Consider the following 17,063-nt stretch of genomic DNA (forward strand, 5'->3'; position numbering starts at 1 on the left):
TTGCGCGCCGGCCCGGCCCGCCGCGGCTTCCATGTCCATGCGGGCCTGTTTCCCTGCCACTCACCGGAAACCCCCTCTCAGAAACAGCCCGTCAAAGCCGTAGCCGTTGGAATGGCAAAACAACGATCGCCGCATTCCGTCCCATCGGTATCGCTCCGCCTCGACCCCTTTCCGCATGCCCGGGAAGCGATCGACGCGGAGTACTGTCGGCCGACACGGCGCCCCTGTTCGGGTCGAAGTGGCCGAAGTGGGCATCCGGAATGCTCCCAACTCACGTAGAGGAACGATCCGTTGCCCCCTTGGCCACGCACTCCACCCAGAGCAGCTTTCCGCCCTGCCCCGAGACGACGCCTCTGTCCGGCAACTCCGCAGCCCTCGGCGCGTGTTCGGGCCGCCCACGGCCTCCGACCCCTCCGCCGCTCAAGGGAACCGCTCCCCAGCTCTCCGCGTAGAGTGTCACCAGATACAGCCCGCGCCCCCGTTCAGCCAGCTCCGCCGGGGCCCCGGCGCTCCATCGGAACGGTGCGGGAATGCGCGGGCTGGTGTCGCGGACGCCGAGCCGGATCCGGCCTCGCCCGGCTTTGCGCAGACGCAATGAGTACGGCCCCGACGAGTGCAGGTACGCGTTCGTGACCAGCTCGCTCGCCAGCAGTTCGGCGTTCTCGACGAGTTCGGGCATGCCGTGCAGGCGCAGCGCGGTGCGGAGCATCGCGCGGGCCACACCGGGAGCACGGGGATCTCGCGGGAGTTGAAGGGTGTACGTCCAGGGCGGGGATACCGTGGCACTGACCATGGAAGTCTCCGTTCACGGAGGGAAGTCGGAAGATGCGCTTCGGGTTGTCCGGTGACGAGGCCGCTCCGTCGAGCGGGGTACTTCCGGACCGGTGGCCTGCGTCACACACTAGAGCCCGATGCGGAATACATTCCATGAAATCCATGGATTACGTAACAGATACGCTCGTGTGGGTGACCAAGACGGGGAGTGAGTGATGCCGCCCAGCGCCACACCGACGGCCCGCCGCAGACGACTGGGGGCCGAGCTCCGCAAGCTGCGCGAACGCGCCGGGATCACCGCGACCGAGGCCGCACGCCTGCTCGGCGGCAACCAGGCACGCATCAGCAACATCGAAGCCGGCCGCTACGGCGTGAGCGCCGAACGGGTGCGCACGCTGTCCTGCCACTACCACTGCCCCGACGAGGCGCTGGTCAACGCGCTGGCCGCCATGACGGGCGACCGGAAACGGGGCTGGTGGGAGGAGTACCGGGAAATCCTCTCCGCGGAACTGCTGGACCTGGCGGAACTCGAACACCACGGAACCGCGCTGCGCACCGCCCATGTCTCCGGCCTGCCCGGCCTGCTCCAGACCACGGACCATGCCCGCGAGGTCTTCCGCCAGGTCGTCCCCGCCCTCACGCCCCCGGAGATCGAGCACCACCTGTCGTTCCGGATCAAGCGTCAGGCCGTCATCTTCCGCGAGGACCCCGCGCCCTACCGGGCGGTCGTCCACGAGGCCGCCCTGCACATGCGATTCGGCGGTCCGGCCGTGGCCAGACAGCAGCTGGGCCACCTGCTGGCCATGAGCGAGCGCGATCACGTGACGATCCGGGTGGTCCCGTTCCGGGCCGGCGGATATCCGGGGACCGGCCAGCCGGTCCACTACGTGCACGGATCCGTGCCGCAACTGGACACCGTGCAGCTGGACCAGGCGCACGGCATGGCCCTTCTGGACGCGGAGGCCCACTTGCACAAGTACCGGCAGGTGCTGGACCGCATGGAGTCCCTCGCGCTGGACGCCGCCGAGTCGCGCGATCTGGTGGACGCCATCGCCCGGGGCCTCTGAAGAGAACCCGTCGCCGAACCGTGCACGAGGTCGCCGGACCGCCCGCGGCGGTGACCGAACTGCCCGCGGCCGTCGCCGAACCGTGCACGAGGCCGCCGGGCCACCCGCGGCTGTCGCCGGACCACCTGCGGCGGTGACCGGACTGCCCGCGGTCGTCGTCGGTCCGCACGTGGCCGGATCCCTCGCACCCACGGCGGGGGCGGATCCCGCTCGCCCGGCTTCGCCGCCTGTCGCCCCGCTCCCGCCCCCGGCGCGGTCCGTCCTGCGGAGATCCGCGCGCTCCGGCACGGCCCCGCGCACGGCCCCACGCACGCCCCCGGCGCCCGGCCGGCTTCCCCACGGCACCGTCAACACGCGCCGTCCACACGCATCGTCAAGGAGAATCCCGTCCATGACCGACATCCCCGCCGACCTGACCTGGATCCGCGCCGTCCCCGAGGACGACGAGGGAACCGGCCCCCGGATCGAGATCGCCTTCGGCCCGGACGAACTCGTCCGTCTCCGCGAGACCGGCGACCCCACCAACATCGTGACCACCACCCGCGCCAAATGGGATGCCTTCGCCAAAGGCGTCCAGGCCGGCGAATTCGACCACTTCATCGACGACGTGGACTCCGAAACGGACTCCGGCACGGACACGGTCTCCAACACGGACACCGACACCGACACGCGCATCGGCAAGGACATCGACGGGACCGCCGACGACGGCGCCTCCGCCCGACCCTGAGCCGCCCGCGTCCGGTCCGCTACGAGCCCTCGGCGCCGGGGACGTCGACGGCGTCCGGGACATCGACGGCGTCGGCCTCTGCGAAGGCGCGGGCGACGGCCAGGCTGTCCTCGTAGACGTGGTGCCGGACGACGAGACCGTTCTCGACCGTGAGGTGCAGGGCGAACCGGGCCCGATACGCGCGTCCGGTCGAGCGGGCGGTCTGGCGGATCTCGCCGAGCACGACCGCGTCGTCGCCGTCGACGAGGATCCGTTCGATCACCGTGGCCGCCCGCCCCGCCACATGGTGCTCGGCGAGCTCACGGTAATGGGCGACGGCATCGGCGCGGGTGGAGCGGTGGCGGATCCACGGGGTGGCACGGCGACCGTGCTCGCCCTCCGGCCAGTTCAGCTTCCAGTCGCCCCGCTCGGCGTACAGCTCCGCGATGAGCTCGGGGTCGCCGGCACCGATGCGGCCCAGCAGTTCCTCCACCACGGCGCGGGTGGTCGTGGGTATGACCGACAAGGCCGATCCCTCCGAAGATGTCGGCACTCCGCACCCGGTCGGCGCGGAGAGGAACACCATTCCTACGGGCGCCGCCGCCTCCACGCGATTACTCCCGAAGTAATCACCTGGGACATACGGGACACATGAGATGCATGGGACGCGTGCCACGACCGAACCCCGCCCGACCGTCGCTCCACATGCCCTCGCACGTCACCACCCACGTGCGTACCGCGCCACCGACCCGCGAACCACGCCACGTGTCCGCGCTCCGCGCCGTGGGCACGATCAGCGGCATGGACGACGCCCCTGGCCGGATACTTCACTGGAACTTCTTCATCGGCGGCCACCTGAGCACCTCGGTACCCGTGCGCCTCGTCGAGCGCACCGACAGCGGTCAGCTGGTCTGGATGGAGACCGGCACGCCCATGTGGCGTACCAGGCTCCCGCGCGGAAAGCATCTGCGGGACATCGCGCCGCACGAACGCCCGGCCGAGGGATACCCGTTGGTCGCCGACCGGTGGCCGATGGGCAGCGCCCTCTTCCACCAGCCGGCCGGTGCCGGATACTCGGTGCTCTGGCTCTTCGGCCGCCACCGCAGGTTCCGCGGCTGGTACGTGAACCTGGAGCACCGGGTCCACCGCGGTGACGACATCGACGTCGCCGACCACGAACTCGACATCGACGTGGCCCCGGACCGCAGCTGGCGGTGGAAGGACGAACGGTCCTTCGCCGAGAAGACCGGGCACCCGGCCTACTGGACCCCCGACGAGGCGTCGGCCATCCGGGACGAGGGCCGCGCGGTCGCTCGACTCGCCGAGACCGGAACGTTTCCCTTCGACGGCACCTGGTGCGATTTTCAGCCACCACCGACCTGGACGACGCCACCCCGCCGCCCCGTCCCCCGTCACCCTCTGCTCTGACCGGATCCCGTCCCGACCCGGAACGGACCGGCTCCATGCCTTGAACGCACCAGGTCCACACCGGGCTCCGGCCGGGGTGACGCGATGGCGATCATTGCCCGAGGTCACTCTCCGTGATACACAGAGTAACCATACGTATTCGCTCATACACCGATTCGATCCGCCAGTCAGATGGTCGAACCGGTCACACGTGCGAGATTCGGGTAAAGAGAGCCGTCAAGCCGTCGTACGAAAGCAGTTTCATCAGCGAAGATAGAGGGCGACCCGTGTCGTGTGGCAGGGGCATCGAACTACCCAACAGGGGCGGTGACTTACATGATCCTGGCAGCTGAAAAGGGCGACATCACCACCATCATCGGCGGAATCGCCCCGAACTGGGGGCCGTTCGGGACCCTGGGCAACGAGGCCCGCGTGATGATCGAAGTGGTGATGGCCATCGCCATCCTGCTCTGCCTCGGCATCGCGGTCTGGGGTGCGGCCAAGCAGCGCATCGGCGCCACCGCACTGCGCGACACGTTCAGCGCGGAGCAGGGCAAGGGGCTGATCGTCGCGGGGCTCACCGGTGTGTTCATCATCGGATCTCTGGGGACGTTGTTCACCATCGTCTACGGGATGGCCGTCTGACCGGCAGTCACCCGCGCCAGGGGCGCTCCGCGCCCATTCCTCCGTTCCCTGTCCGTCCCACCTCCACCACCCGCCCGTCGTGCCCACCGGCAGAGGTTGCGTCCCCCTGATGTCGAGTCACCACACCGCGCCCGCACCGGAAGCCGTGCGGCTACCGTCGTATCACCCGGTTCAGGAAGCGGCCGAGCAAACGGTTGAGGGGGCGTGCGAGAGATGAGCACCGGCGACGAGCGCGGCTACGGCGGCCCGGGGCGTACCGCCGACCCGTACAGCACCATCGGCGGTACGCGCCAGACCCGTACGCGCCTGCCCGACGGCGAGTGCGACGACTACGGCGCCGCCCGACGCCCGGCCCGTTCCTCCCGCTCCCTCGTCATGGTCGTCGGCGTGGTCGTCCTCCTGATCGCCGCCATCGCGTTCGCGAACCTGGGCGGAGGAGGCAAGGACGGCAAGGACGGCGGCCCGGGGAGCGCGGGCGGCAGGCCCGACTCCTCGTCCACCGCCGCCACCGGCACCAGACCGGTGACGGGGAAGAACGGTTCGATCCCCACCGGGTTCGCCCACGACGAGCAGGGCGCACAGAGCGCGGCGTCCAACTTCGCGGTGGCACTGGGCTCGGCCGGGATGTTCAGCGCCGACACCCGCCGGTCCATCGTCGAGGCCACCCATGACCCCGCCGTCGTGGAGAGCCTGCTGACCGACCTGACGAAGGCGTACTCGCCGGGCCTGCTGGAGAACATCGGTCTCAACGCGGACGGCACCACCCCGTCCGGCCTGACCTTCGTCTCCCGGACCGTGCCCGTGGGCACGAAGGTGGTCGAGCACGGTGGCGACACCGCCACCGTCGAGGTCTGGTGCACGGGTCTGGTCGGCATGGCCGGCCAGGACTCCACCAAGCCCGTCACCTCACGGTGGTTCACCCTCACGCAGAAGCTCAAGTGGGTCGGTGGCGACTGGCGGATCGAGTCGTCGAGCCAGACGGAGGGCCCCACCCCCGTCAACGGCGACAACCGGGCCTCTACCGCGGACGAGATCGCCAGTGCCGTTCAGGGATACGGAGGCTTCACCTATGCCCGCTAGTGCCGCGACCGGAAAGGCTTGCCCGGAAGGAGCGTCGTCCGGTGCGTGCGATCGCAAGGCGGCCGAAAGCCCTCGTAGCGGGCTACGTGGGCTCTCGGCTAACGCCGCGAGCGGGCGTGCCGGACGACGCGACGGGGCACATGTTGCCGGTCGCGGCACTAGTGCCGCGACCGGAATGGCTTGCGGGGCAGACGTCGCCGGGAGGGGCACCAGGTCTCGTCGTCACCGCCCATCGGCGCGCGTTCCCGCATCGGCCCTCGGCCGACGCCGTCACACACGCTCCTTCCCGACACTCCTCGGCCGACGCCCGTGCCCGCGCACCCTCGCGGCGTTCCTCGGCCGACGCCCGCGCGCCCGCGCCCTCCTGACGGTCCTCGCGGGTCTGCCGGTGGTGGCGGCGCTCCTGCCGGTCGTGTCGCTCCTGCTGGCCTCACCGGCCGTCGCGGACCCCACGCCGTCGTCCCCGCCCCAGCCGTCGTCGACGCCCTCGCCCGGCGCGAGCGACGGCGCCTGCGACCTCATCGTCGGACTCGCCAAGGACTACTGCGAGAAGGGCGAGGCGGCCACCGGCCAGACCCACCGCTCCACCGTCGACGAATCCCTCGACCCCCTCTCCTCCCTCGCCCGGGGCTGCGCCGACGCCGCCGCGTGGATCATCGACAAGCTCAGCGAGGCCGTGAAGCAGACCGCGAACGTCGACTTCACCAACGAGACCTTCCGCAACCAGTACGCGATCGTCTTCGCCGCCTCCGCCTTCCTCACGCTCGTCCTGTGGCTGTTCGCCGTCGCCAAGCGCGCCATCCGCGGCGTCCCGCTCAGCACCGCAATCTCCGAGGCGGTCGGCTTCCTCTGGCTGACCGTCATCGCGTCGGCGTTCACCCCGCTCGTCCTGTACGTGGTCGTGTCCGCCACCGACGGCATCAGCGACGTGATCGCCTCGGCCACCGGGAACAAGGCAGACGTCTTCTTCGGGTCCTTCGCCGAAGCGCTCAAGAAGGGCTCCGACATCGGCGGCGGGCCGATCATGCTGATCGTCGTCTCGCTCGTCTCGATCCTCGCCGCGGGCGTCCTCTACCTGGAACTCGTCATCCGCGCCGCCCTGCTCTACGTCGGCGCCCTGCTCGGCACCGTCGTCTACGCGGGGCTCGTCGACAAGAACATGTGGGGCCACGTACGCCGCTGGGCAGGCATCATGATCGCGGTGATCATGGTGAAGCCGGTCATCGTCATCGTCCTCGGACTGGCCGGCGCCCTCTCCGGCGACGACGGACCGAACGCGTTCTCCTCCGTGGTGTCCGGGCTCGCCATCATCCTGCTCGCGATCTTCGCCTCCGCGATGATCTACCGCTTCGTGCCCGGTTTCGGCGACGAGATCCAGGGCGCGCGCACCAACCGCAAGCAGGCCACCGACGGCTCCCAGGCCGCCGCGCTGATTAGTTCCCCCGCCGCCCTCGTCTCCCAGGGCATCAAGACGCACAGCGGCCGCGGTGGCCAGAACGGCGGCGACACCGGCGGCGGCCCCCGGCCCGCCAACCCGGTCAGCGGCGGCGTCGCCGCGCACGGCTCCCGCGGCACCGGTTCCCCCACCGCGCCCCCGCCCCGCAGCGGATCGGGTCCGGCCTCCGGCACCCCGCACGGCAGCCGCACCCCGCGCGGCGGATCAGGCAGTACAGGTAACAACAGCACGGGAGGTGGAGGGCGTTGACGACTCCGGCCCACACGATCGCGCCCCGCCGCACGTATCTCATCGGCCGCGCCCGGCCGAACGCGATCGTCGGCAAGAACCGCGAGACCGGGGAGATCGCGCTGATCATCGTCGGCGCGTTCCTCGGCATGGTGAGCGGACTGGCCATCCCCTACCTGGCCCCGCGAATCGTGCTGCTGGCGGGCTTCCCGCTGCTCGCCCTGGCCATCGTGTACGTCCCGTACCGGCACCGCACCTTCTACAAGTGGTACGAGATCAACCGGAGTTACAAGCGGCTGCTGCGCCGCGGCACGTCCTACCGCTCCGGCGCCATGGAGGCCGGGGTGCGCGCCGACGGGCGGGAGGTCGAGATCGGCCCGCCCCCGGGCATCGGCCGGATCAACTGGCTCGCCGCCCCCTTCGGCCCGGACGAGATCGCCGTGCTGCTGCACGCCGACCGCCGTACCGTCACCGCCGCGATCGAGATCGAGGGCCCCGGCGTCGGCCTGCGCGACAGCGAGGACCAGGAGGCTCTCGTCGACCGCTTCGGCACCCTGCTGAAGCACGTCGCCAACGGGGACGGCTTCGTGACCCGCATCCAGATGCTGGCCCGTACCCTCCCCGCCGACCCCGACGCGCACGCCAAGGACGTCGGCCAGCGCGGCGACGACTCCTCCCCGGCCTGGCTGCGGGACTCGTACGACCAGCTCCAGTCCATGGTGTCCACCTCCAGCGAGCAGCACCGCGCCTACCTCGTGGCCTGCATGCACTACACCCGTGAGCTCGCCGCCGAGGCCAACGCCATGGCCCGTGCGGCCCGCCCCGCGTCCGGCCGCAAGCTGGACCGGGACGCGGGCCTCGCCGTCGTCATGGCGCGCGAGCTCACCGACATCTGCGCCCGTCTCGCCGAGGCCGACATCAGGGTGCGCCAGCCGCTCGGCCAGAGCCGGCTCGCCTCCCTCGTGCACTCCATGTACGACCCCGACCACCCCATCGACCACATCCAGGCGATGACCAAGCGCAACGCCTGGCCCGCCGAACTGGACGCGGTCGAGCCGACGTTCCTCCAGGCCAAGACCCGTGAGTCGGCCACCCGCGCCCCCTGGTGCCACTCCACGGCCTGGGTGAAGGAATGGCCGATGACGCCCGTCGGGGTCAACTTCCTGGCCCCGCTCCTCGTCCACACGCCCGATGTGATCCGTACGGTCGCGGTCTGCATGGACCTCGAACCCACCGAGATCGCCATCGAGCGGATGCTCACCGAGAAGACCAACGACGAGGCGGAGGCCAGCCGCCAGGCCAAGATGAACCGCACCGTCGACCCGCGCGACATCGCCGCGCACGGCCGCCTCGACCAGCGGGGCGAAGACCTCGCGAGCGGTGCGGCCGGGGTGAACCTCGTGGGGTACATCACCGTGTCCTCGCGCTCCCCCGAGGCCCTCGCCCGCGACAAGCGGACGATCCGCGCCTCCGCCGGCAAGTCGTACCTCAAGCTGGAGTGGTGCGACCGCGAGCACCACCGCGCCTTCGTGAACACCCTGCCGTTCGCCACCGGCATCCGCCGCTGACCGCGCGACCGACCCCACCGAGACAACCGAGAGACACGAGAGACACGAGAGGGAGGCCGGTCCCGCCATGCGAGATCCTCTGTCCGCGCTGTCGGACGCCTTCACCGCCTTCCTCTTCGGGAAGGTGGAGACGACGAGGCTGCCCGTCCGTACGTCGACGGGACAGGCCCAGGCCGTCTACCTGCCCACCGCGGCCCCCGGCCTCGGCGACTCCGGCGTGATCATCGGTCGTGAGGTGTACTCCGGCAAGGGCTACATCTACGACCCGTTCCAGCTCTACGGGCAGCAGCTGCCCGCCCCGCACTGGCTGGTGCTCGGCGAGTCCGGGAACGGCAAGTCCGCGCTGGAGAAGACGTACGTGCTCCGCCAGCTCCGCTTTCGCGACCGCCAGGTCGTCGTCCTGGACGCACAGGGCGAGGACGGCGTCGGCGAGTGGAACCTGATCGCGCAGCAGCTCGGGCTCACCCCGATCCGCCTCGACCCGGCCGCCGCGCTCAACGGCGGCATCCGGCTCAACCCGCTCGACCCCGCGATCACCACGACCGGTCAGCTCGCCCTGCTCCGCACCATCATCGAGGTGGCGACGGGACACGGGCTGGACGAACGGTCCGGCTTCGCGCTGAAGGTCGCCCACGCGTACGTCAACGAGACGATCACCGACCGGCAGCCCGTCCTGACCGACATCGTCGAGCAGCTCCGGCACCCGGAACCCGAGTCCGCCGAGGCGATGAACGTCGACATAGACGACGTACGGGCCTGGGGCCTGGACGTCGCGCTCGTCCTGGACCGACTGGTCGACGGCGACCTGCGCGGCATGTTCGACGGGCCGACCAGCGCCGGCATCGACCTCGACGCCCCGTTGATCGTCTTCGACCTCTCGCACATCGACCGCAACTCGATCGCGATGCCGATCCTGATGGCGATCGTCGGCGTCTGGCTGGAGCACACCTGGATCCGGCCCGACCGGAAGAAACGCATCTTCCTGGTCGAGGAGGCGTGGCACATCATCAACTCCCCCTTCGTGGCCCAGCTCTTCCAGCGCCTGCTGAAGTTCGGGCGACGGCTGGGCCTGTCGTTCGTGGCGGTCGTCCACCACCTCAGCGACGTCGTCGACGGAGCGGCGGCCCGCGAGGCCGCGGCGATCCTCAAGATGGCCTCGACCCGCACGATCTACGCCCAGAAGGCCGACGAGGCCAGAGCGACAGGACGGGTGCTCGGCCTGCCGCGCTGGGCCGTCGAGATCATCCCCACGCTCACACCCGGCATCGCGGTCTGGGACGTCAACGGCAACGTCCAGGTCGTCAAACACCTGATCACCGAGGCGGAACGGCCGCTCGTCTTCACCGACCGTGCGATGACCGAGTCCTCCTCCGACGAGACCGTCCCGGACGACGAGCGCGCCGCCGACCTGGAGGCGGAGGAGCGCGCGGCACGGATCGAGTACCAGCAGCGGCGGCTGAACGAGTCGTCCGAGTCAACGGTGGCCTGACATGGCGGGGCACGGTGGAGTACGCGGCACGGGAGGCGGGGGCGGGAACCGAGAAGGGAACGGGTACGGCACAGCCGGCCGGGACGGCAACGGCGGCGGAGGCATCCCGGACGGGATGCTGATCGGCCTGCTGGCGTTCCTGCTCGGGCTGGCACTCCTGGCGTGGACGGCCACCGGTCTGGCCGGTCTGTTCGCGCACGGCGCCTGGCCAAAAGGGGTCACCCTCGCCGAGACCCCCCTCGCGATGCGCAGGCTCGTCACCGCGCCGCACGACCTCCCGGCCGCCTGGCCCGGCACCCCGGCGGACGCCCTCTCGGGATACGGGCTGTTCTGGGGCCTGTTCATAGGCGAACTGATGGTGCTGGTGGTGCTCGCGATCTTCGTGCTGGGAGTGGTGACCCGCTGGCGCGCGGTACGGGCCCGGCAGCGCGCCGAACGGCACGCGGCCCTGTTCGAGGACGGCGAGACGGGCAGGGAGACAGGCAAAGAGGCAGGCAGGGACACGGGCGGGCCCGCGGAAGCAGCCGTGGCGGCCCGTCACCCGGTGCCCGCCCCTCGGCCCCTCGCCCCCGAGCCCACGCCGCACCCCGGGGTCGCACCGGAACCCACACCCGTACCGCACTCCGCCGCCGCGCCCGCGACGGACCCCGTTCCCACACCCGTACCGCACTCCGCCGCCGCGGCCGCGACGGACCCCGTTCCCGTGCCCGGCCCCGCTCCGGAGGCCGCCACCGCCCCGGCCGCGAGGACACCCGCCGCTCCGGAGCCCGGCCCCGGCGCCGGTCCCGTCGCGGGGACCACCCCCGGCGCCCCGCTCGTCGTCCACGGTCCGCCCGCCTCCCGCCGCCCCACCGTCGTCCGGGCGATCCTGGAGGCCGACGGGCCCGCGCTCGTCGTCACCTCGGACCCCACGGTCTGGGCGGAGACGAAGGGTCCCCGGGCCAAGCTCGGCCCGGTCCTCGTCTACGACCCCGGCCACCTCTGCGACACCCCGGCCCGTCTGCACTGGTCTCCCACGACAGGCTGCGAGGACCCCGACACCGCCGCGTCCCGCTCCGCCGCGCTGCTCGCCCCGGTCCGGCCGCAGGCCCGTATGGACGCGGCGACGGCCGACACCGCGGAAACGCTCCTGAAGTGCTGGCTGCACGCCGCGGCCGTCGACGGCCGCCCCTTCCGCCAGGTCCACCGCTGGGCCCTCGGCGGCGGCGCCCACGAAGCGGTGCGGCTGCTGCGCACCCACCCCAAGGCCGCGTCCGGACTCGCCGGACTGCTGGAGTCCGCGCTCACGGCGCACCCCGAACGCCGCGAGATGGCACAGGAGTTGACCGTACGGGCCTTCGGCGCGCTCTCCGCGGTCCACATCCGCGACGCCTGCACACCGAACCGGGCGGATTCGCTCGCGCTGGCATCTTTCGTGGACGAGGGGGGCACTCTCTATGTGGTGGGTGAGCCGATCGAGGATCCCCGTTCGGGCCCCGGAGCGATGCCCCTGCTCACGGCGCTCGCCTCACACGTGGTCGAGCACGGCCGCCGCCTGGCCGCACGGTCAGCCGACGGTCGGCTCGACCCACCAATGACGCTCGTGCTCGACGACGTCGCCGCGGTGGCGCCCCTCCCCCGGCTCCCGGAGCTGCTATCGACGGGCGGGGCCGCGGGGCTGCCGACCCTGGTCCTCCTCCGTTCCCGTGAACAGGCCCGTGCCCGCTGGCCCCAGGAACTCCCGCCCCCGCGCTGAGCTCCGCGCCGCCTCGTCCGCCTCACACCCTTCGCCGAACGGACGGGCCCCGGCGCGCCGCGAGCGGCCACGACCGGCCGAACCCGCGCCGCCCCTTACTCCGGACGCGCCACCGCGCACTCGATCTCCCGGGCGGACGGATCACCCGGCACGGGCTCCGTCCGCCCGGTGGGCACGAACCCGATCCGCCGGTAGAACGCCGCGGCCCGCGGGTTGTCCTCGTGCACGTACAGCCGCACCCGCTCGATCCGCGGCCCGTCCAGCGACCAGGCCCATTCCGTCGCGGCCCGGAACAACTCCTCGGCCAGGCCCCGCCCTCGCACCTCGGGCCGCAGGAACACGCCGACCACATGAGCCTGGTGGGTCTCGGCCTTCTCGCCGAACCGGACCTCCGCGTCCGGCCGTTCGATCAGCACCGTCACGCTGCCGTCCCACCGCCCGTCGGGCGCCACGGCGACGAACTGCCGCACCTCGCCGTTCCCGTCCTCGGAGGCACCGAGCGCCCGGTCGCGCCAGAACGCGTCGGAACGCGTCACACCCTGCTCGTACGTCTCCAGGAACGCCACGGGCGCCACCGGGTCCCGCAGGGCGGCCAGCCGCAGCTCCTTGACCAGGGGCCATTCCTCGGCACGTACGACTCGAATCACATGGTCCATCCACCGATCCTGCCGCCACCCGCCCGACCAGCACAAACAACTTTCCCGGCCGGCGGCCCGTGTCCGCCGCCCGTCGTACCCCGGGCAGCGCCATCCCCGTGTCGTACCCCGGTACTACGCGCGCCGCCACATCTCGCCCCGGGTCGGACGCCGCCGCCCGCCCCGCTCCGTAGCGTCGCGCTCATGATCAGGGCTCACGAACTCACGAAGAGGTACGGGGACACCACGGTCGTCCAGGACCTCGACTTCACGGTCCGGCCCGGCGCCGTCACCGGCTTCCTCGGCCCGAACGGCGCCGGCAAGTCGACGACCATGCGCATGCTGCTCGGCCTGGACGCCCCCACCCGCGGCCGTTCGACGATCGGCGGCCGGGCCTACGCCGCCCATGCCGCTCCGCTCACCGAGGTCGGCGCGCTCCTGGAGGCCCGCTCCGTCCACCCCGGCCGGACCGCCTCCCACCACCTCATGGCGCTCGCGCACACCCACGGCATCCCGCGCTCCCGGGTCGAGCACGTCCTCGACCTGGCAGGTCTGACCGCCGTCGCGCACCGACGCGTCAAGGGCTTCTCGCTCGGCATGGGCCAACGCCTCGGGATCGCCGCCGCGCTGCTCGGCGACCCGGCCGTCCTCATCCTGGACGAACCGGTCAACGGCCTCGACCCGGAGGGCGTGCTCTGGATCCGCGACCTGCTCAGATCCCTGGCCCGGGAGGGGCGTACGGTACTCGTCTCCTCCCACCTGATGAGCGAGACGGCCCTCACCGCCGACCATCTGATCGTCATCGGCCGGGGACGGCTCCTCGCCGACACCTCGGTGGCCGATTTCGTGGCCTCGGCGGGCGGCGCCTCGGTCCGGGTCGTCACCCCGCGAACCCACGCCCTGCGCGAAGTCCTCACCGCCCCCGGAATCGACATCGTCCTCGCCACGCGACCGGACGCCTCCCCCGGCGAGCTGGAGGTCCATGGCACGGACGCACGGCACATCGGCCGCACCGCCGCCGCCCACTCCATTCCCCTGTACGAGCTCACGCCCCGGACCGCGTCCCTGGAGCAGGCGTTCATGGAGCTGACGCGGGGCTCGGTCGAGTACCGGGACACCACACCTGAACACACCGCGCCCGCGCACCCGCCACGCCGATAGCCCCACCGGTCCGCGGGCCCCACCGGACCTGCCGACTCCACCGACCACCACCGCCCCGCCAGCCCCACCACACCCGAGGGAGCCTCCTCATGACCATCACCGCCCTCGACCACCCGGTCCGGCCCTCGGACCCGACCCCGAGCCCACCCCCGTACCGCATCACCACCGCGCGCGTCCTGCGTTCCGAATGGCACAAGCTCCGGTCCCTGCGCTCCTCCTGGATCACCCTGGGCTCGGCGTCCGCCCTGGTCCTCGCCGTCGGCGTGGCCATGGGAGCGACGTACACCTCCGGCGGCGGCGATTCCGACGTCGACACGGTGGTCCTGGTCCTCTACGGCTCGCTGCTCGGCACGCTGTGCACGGTGGTACTGGGCATCCTGGTGACCGCGGGCGAGTACTCGTCGGGACTGATCCGCGCAACGCTCACCGCCGTACCTCGCCGCCTCCCGGTGCTGTGGGCGAAGGCGGCGGTCTTCACCGCCACCGTCCTCGTGGTCGTGCTCACCACCAATCTGGTCACGTTCGTCGTCGCCCAGGTCCTCCTCCGCGACACCGACCAGGCGGCCTCGCTCACCGACCCGGGCGTGTTCGGCGCGATCGTCGGCAACTGCGCCGGAGTCACGCTGCTCAGCCTGATCGCCCTCGGCCTGGGTGCCCTGATCCGTTCGGTGCCGGGCACGATCGGCGCATACATCGGGGGCGTGATGGTCCTGCCGGAAATCCTCTCCATGCTGCCGTACGAGGCGGTGCGGAGCGCCGTCCAGTACTTTCCGGCCCAAGCGGCGGGCGCCCTCGGCTCGGCCACCCCCCTCCCGGGCGAGGCACCGGTGGGCGGGGCCCTGTCGGCCCTGTTCCTGTGGGCCGGTACGGCCCTGGGCGCGGCCGCCCTGCTGCTGCGCCGACGCGACGCATGAGCCCCGGGTCCGACCGCGCCCGCACGAGCCGGGCCGGCGTACCGACGAGCGGCGACGAACACCGGACGAGGATGGACTCGTGACGAACGACCACGGCGAGGAACGGGCATCGAGCCCCATCGCGCTGACCGGCCACACCCAGCGTCTGCTCCAGCGCGTCCGGGCGTTCGACGTGCGCCGCCCCTTGCTCTGGGACCTCGTGCTCACCGCGTTCTGGGTGCTGTTCGCCGTACTCGACTACACCTCGGGCGGCTGGCGGACCGTGGCGGTGGATCCTCGCGCACCCGAACCGGCGGTGCTGCTGATGAGTCTGGCGTTCTCGGTGCCGCTGCTGCGGCGCCGAACGCAGCCGCTCGCCGTGCTGCTGTTCATGACACCGTTCTCGCTCGCCAATGTGTGGACGGGCGCTGTCGTCCAGGCCGCCTACCTCCAGCAGGTCGTCGTCTTCAACATCGCGGTGCGGCTGCCGATGCGGGCGCTGGCGTGGGCGGGAGTCCTGACGACGGCCCCACTGGCGGCAGGCGCGCTGCGGTTCCCGCAGGGCTGGGACCGGCTGTTCGTCCCCCATCTGTGGGCGTTCGCACTGGCGGCCCTGCTCGGAATCGTGGTCCGTACGCGCAAGGAGTACACGGCGGCCCTCGTCGACCGGGCCCACCGCCTGGAGCGCGAACGCGACCAGCGGGCACGGCTCGCCGCCGCCGCCGAACGGACCCGGATCGCCCGCGAGATGCACGACATCATCGGCCACAACCTGTCCGTCATCACGGGCCTCGCGGACGGCGGTGCCTACGCGGCGGCGAAGAACCCCCAGCGCGCGGGCGAGGCGCTGGAGGCCATCGGCGCGACGAGCCGTCAGGCCCTCACCGAACTCCGCCGCCTGCTCGGTGTCCTGCGCGACGATCCCGCCGATGCCCAGCGCACCCCACAACCGGGCCTGGACGACCTGGAGGAGCTGCTCGCGGGCGTACGAGCGGCGGGGCTTCCCGTACGCCTGAGCGTCCGAGGCACGCCTCCGCACTCCCCGCCCACCGCGGGGAGGCAGTTGACGGCGTACCGGGTGGCGCAGGAGGCCCTGACGAATACCCTGAAGCACGGTCGGCCGACCGCGTCGCTGTCGGCGGAGGTCGCGCTCACCTACCGGGCGACGGAACTGGAGGTCCTGGTCACGGACACGGGCGACACCGCCGGTGGTCATGAGGCTGGTGGTCACGGGGCCGGTGGCCGGGAAGAGGACGGAGGGGAAGCCGCCGGGCAGGGCATCGCTGGGATGCGGGAACGGGCATCTCTCTACGACGGCACACTCGAAGCAGGCCCGCTGCCGCCGGACGTCGGCTCCCCGACCGGCTGGCGGGTGCGGCTGCTGCTCCCCCTGGAGGACACACCCAAGTGACGACCGTGCTCATCGCGGACGACCAGCCGATGCAGCGCTTCGGCTTCCGCATGCTGCTGGAGAGTCAGGACGACATGACCGTCGTCGGGGAGGCCGCGAACGGCCACGAGGCCCTGGAGCTGGTGACCCGCCACCGCCCGGACGTGGCGCTGATGGACATCCGCATGCCGCTCCTGGACGGCATCGAGGCCACCCGACGCATTGTCAGGGCCGGTGTCGGCACCCGTGTCCTCATTGTCACGACGTTCGATCTGGACCGGTACGCCTATGACGGGCTGCGCGCCGGTGCCAGTGGGTTCCTCATCAAGGACGCGTTGCCGGAAGAACTGCTCTCCGGCATCCGGGCCGTGGCGAGCGGGGACGCGGTGGTCGCCCCGAGCCTCACCCGTCGGCTGCTGGACGCGTACGTCCAGCACCTGCCGGCTACTCCCGGTGGCCCCTCAGCCGCCCTGGACGCCCGCATCGCGACCCTCACGGAGCGGGAGCGGGAGATCCTCACGGTCATCGGCCGGGGATGGACCAACACGGAAATCGCCGAGCGTCTCCACCTCGCGGAATCGACGGTGAAGACCCATGTGACCCGCATCCTCGCCAAAACGGGTTCCCGTGACCGTGTCCAGGCAGTCATCCTCGCCTACGACACCCACCTGGTCACCCCGGCCTGAACGGACCCTGCCCCGAAAACAAGAATTCCCCCGGAGAAACCGAGGGAAAAGATTTTGAACGCGAGAAAGCCCCGCACCACAAGGGTGCGGGGCTTCCCCACAAAAACTGTTCGGCGGCGACCTACTCTCCCACAGGGTCCCCC

At 71.4% G+C, this 17,063-nt stretch carries 16 protein-coding genes; 13 read left to right on the forward strand and 3 right to left on the reverse strand.

Annotated features, from left to right (window positions below; genetic code table 11):
* Positions 1-271 precede the first annotated feature (271 nt).
* Positions 272-793: an ATP-binding protein gene (locus tag ACFYY6_RS26690; RefSeq protein WP_351523646.1), complete on the reverse strand. Its 522-nt coding sequence runs from the start codon at positions 791-793 to the stop codon at positions 272-274.
* 196 nt (positions 794-989) lie between these two features.
* On the opposite strand from ACFYY6_RS26690, the gene ACFYY6_RS26695 reads away from it, so the two are divergent.
* Complete coding sequence (locus tag ACFYY6_RS26695; protein ID WP_351523644.1) at positions 990-1,841, forward strand: helix-turn-helix transcriptional regulator; 852 nt, start codon at positions 990-992, stop codon at positions 1,839-1,841.
* Positions 1,842-2,232: 391 nt separating this feature from the next.
* Entirely contained in the window at positions 2,233-2,568 is a 336-nt protein-coding gene (locus ACFYY6_RS26700; RefSeq protein ID WP_351523642.1) for a DUF397 domain-containing protein, read from the forward strand.
* A gap of 19 nt (positions 2,569-2,587) precedes the next feature.
* On the opposite strand, the gene ACFYY6_RS26705 is transcribed toward ACFYY6_RS26700, so the two are convergent.
* Positions 2,588-3,064 carry a nuclear transport factor 2 family protein gene (locus ACFYY6_RS26705; protein WP_351523664.1) on the reverse strand — a complete coding sequence of 159 codons (477 nt, stop codon included), beginning with the start codon at positions 3,062-3,064 and terminating at the stop codon, positions 2,588-2,590.
* A 188-nt stretch (positions 3,065-3,252) separates the two neighbouring features.
* Here ACFYY6_RS26705 and ACFYY6_RS26710 point away from each other — a divergent pair, with 188 nt between their 5' ends.
* The 7 genes from ACFYY6_RS26710 to ACFYY6_RS26740 all read left to right on the forward strand — a co-directional run bounded on the left by ACFYY6_RS26710 (position 3,253) and on the right by ACFYY6_RS26740 (position 12,155).
* Complete coding sequence (locus tag ACFYY6_RS26710) at positions 3,253-3,975, forward strand: DUF402 domain-containing protein (protein WP_388650745.1); 723 nt, start codon at positions 3,253-3,255, stop codon at positions 3,973-3,975.
* A 315-nt stretch (positions 3,976-4,290) separates the two neighbouring features.
* Complete coding sequence (locus ACFYY6_RS26715) at positions 4,291-4,599, forward strand: hypothetical protein (RefSeq protein WP_018101695.1); 309 nt, start codon at positions 4,291-4,293, stop codon at positions 4,597-4,599.
* A 213-nt stretch (positions 4,600-4,812) separates the two neighbouring features.
* Positions 4,813-5,679 carry a hypothetical protein gene (locus ACFYY6_RS26720; RefSeq protein WP_351635106.1) on the forward strand — a complete coding sequence of 289 codons (867 nt, stop codon included), beginning with the start codon at positions 4,813-4,815 and terminating at the stop codon, positions 5,677-5,679.
* Between the two features lie 391 nt (positions 5,680-6,070).
* Complete coding sequence (locus ACFYY6_RS26725) at positions 6,071-7,384, forward strand: hypothetical protein (protein ID WP_386608921.1); 1,314 nt, start codon at positions 6,071-6,073, stop codon at positions 7,382-7,384.
* On the forward strand, positions 7,381-8,931 hold the full coding sequence (locus ACFYY6_RS26730; protein WP_351523638.1) for an SCO6880 family protein: 1,551 nt from the start codon (positions 7,381-7,383) through the stop codon (positions 8,929-8,931). Before ACFYY6_RS26725 ends, ACFYY6_RS26730 begins: the two co-directional genes overlap by 4 nt.
* Positions 8,932-8,998: 67 nt before the next feature.
* Complete coding sequence (locus tag ACFYY6_RS26735) at positions 8,999-10,420, forward strand: ATP-binding protein (RefSeq protein ID WP_360118941.1); 1,422 nt, start codon at positions 8,999-9,001, stop codon at positions 10,418-10,420.
* 1 nt (position 10,421) lies between these two features.
* Entirely contained in the window at positions 10,422-12,155 is a 1,734-nt protein-coding gene (locus ACFYY6_RS26740; RefSeq protein ID WP_389195497.1) for a type VI secretion protein, read from the forward strand.
* Positions 12,156-12,250: 95 nt separating this feature from the next.
* On the opposite strand, the gene ACFYY6_RS26745 is transcribed toward ACFYY6_RS26740, so the two are convergent.
* On the reverse strand, positions 12,251-12,811 hold the full coding sequence (locus ACFYY6_RS26745; RefSeq protein ID WP_351523634.1) for a GNAT family N-acetyltransferase: 561 nt from the start codon (positions 12,809-12,811) through the stop codon (positions 12,251-12,253).
* Between the two features lie 183 nt (positions 12,812-12,994).
* On the opposite strand from ACFYY6_RS26745, the gene ACFYY6_RS26750 reads away from it, so the two are divergent.
* From ACFYY6_RS26750 to ACFYY6_RS26765, 4 genes are all read left to right on the forward strand, one after another.
* The gene (locus ACFYY6_RS26750) at positions 12,995-13,951 is read left to right on the forward strand and encodes an ABC transporter ATP-binding protein (RefSeq protein WP_389195500.1); all 957 of its coding nucleotides are present in this window, start codon (positions 12,995-12,997) and stop codon (positions 13,949-13,951) included.
* Between the two features lie 89 nt (positions 13,952-14,040).
* Complete coding sequence (locus ACFYY6_RS26755) at positions 14,041-14,865, forward strand: ABC transporter permease (RefSeq protein ID WP_388650750.1); 825 nt, start codon at positions 14,041-14,043, stop codon at positions 14,863-14,865.
* Between the two features lie 79 nt (positions 14,866-14,944).
* Positions 14,945-16,255: a sensor histidine kinase gene (locus ACFYY6_RS26760; RefSeq protein WP_389195503.1), complete on the forward strand. Its 1,311-nt coding sequence runs from the start codon at positions 14,945-14,947 to the stop codon at positions 16,253-16,255.
* Positions 16,252-16,920: a response regulator transcription factor gene (locus ACFYY6_RS26765; RefSeq protein ID WP_351523627.1), complete on the forward strand. Its 669-nt coding sequence runs from the start codon at positions 16,252-16,254 to the stop codon at positions 16,918-16,920. Before ACFYY6_RS26760 ends, ACFYY6_RS26765 begins: the two co-directional genes overlap by 4 nt.
* Positions 16,921-17,063: the final 143 nt, after the last annotated feature.

It is taken from the genome of Streptomyces sp. NPDC001750 (genome assembly GCF_042892615.1).
Taxonomy (GTDB): Bacteria; Actinomycetota; Actinomycetes; order Streptomycetales; family Streptomycetaceae; genus Streptomyces.

Coding starts and splice junctions, on each gene's coding strand:
- ACFYY6_RS26690 (WP_351523646.1), bottom strand. CDS start 793: ATGGTCAGTGCCACGGTATCCCCGCCCTGGACGTACACCCTTCAACTC.
- ACFYY6_RS26695 (WP_351523644.1), top strand. CDS start 990: ATGCCGCCCAGCGCCACACCGACGGCCCGCCGCAGACGACTGGGGGCC.
- ACFYY6_RS26700 (WP_351523642.1), top strand. CDS start 2,233: ATGACCGACATCCCCGCCGACCTGACCTGGATCCGCGCCGTCCCCGAG.
- ACFYY6_RS26710 (WP_388650745.1), top strand. CDS start 3,253: ATGCCCTCGCACGTCACCACCCACGTGCGTACCGCGCCACCGACCCGC.
- ACFYY6_RS26715 (WP_018101695.1), top strand. CDS start 4,291: ATGATCCTGGCAGCTGAAAAGGGCGACATCACCACCATCATCGGCGGA.
- ACFYY6_RS26720 (WP_351635106.1), top strand. CDS start 4,813: ATGAGCACCGGCGACGAGCGCGGCTACGGCGGCCCGGGGCGTACCGCC.
- ACFYY6_RS26735 (WP_360118941.1), top strand. CDS start 8,999: ATGCGAGATCCTCTGTCCGCGCTGTCGGACGCCTTCACCGCCTTCCTC.
- ACFYY6_RS26740 (WP_389195497.1), top strand. CDS start 10,422: ATGGCGGGGCACGGTGGAGTACGCGGCACGGGAGGCGGGGGCGGGAAC.
- ACFYY6_RS26745 (WP_351523634.1), bottom strand. CDS start 12,811: ATGGACCATGTGATTCGAGTCGTACGTGCCGAGGAATGGCCCCTGGTC.
- ACFYY6_RS26750 (WP_389195500.1), top strand. CDS start 12,995: ATGATCAGGGCTCACGAACTCACGAAGAGGTACGGGGACACCACGGTC.
- ACFYY6_RS26755 (WP_388650750.1), top strand. CDS start 14,041: ATGACCATCACCGCCCTCGACCACCCGGTCCGGCCCTCGGACCCGACC.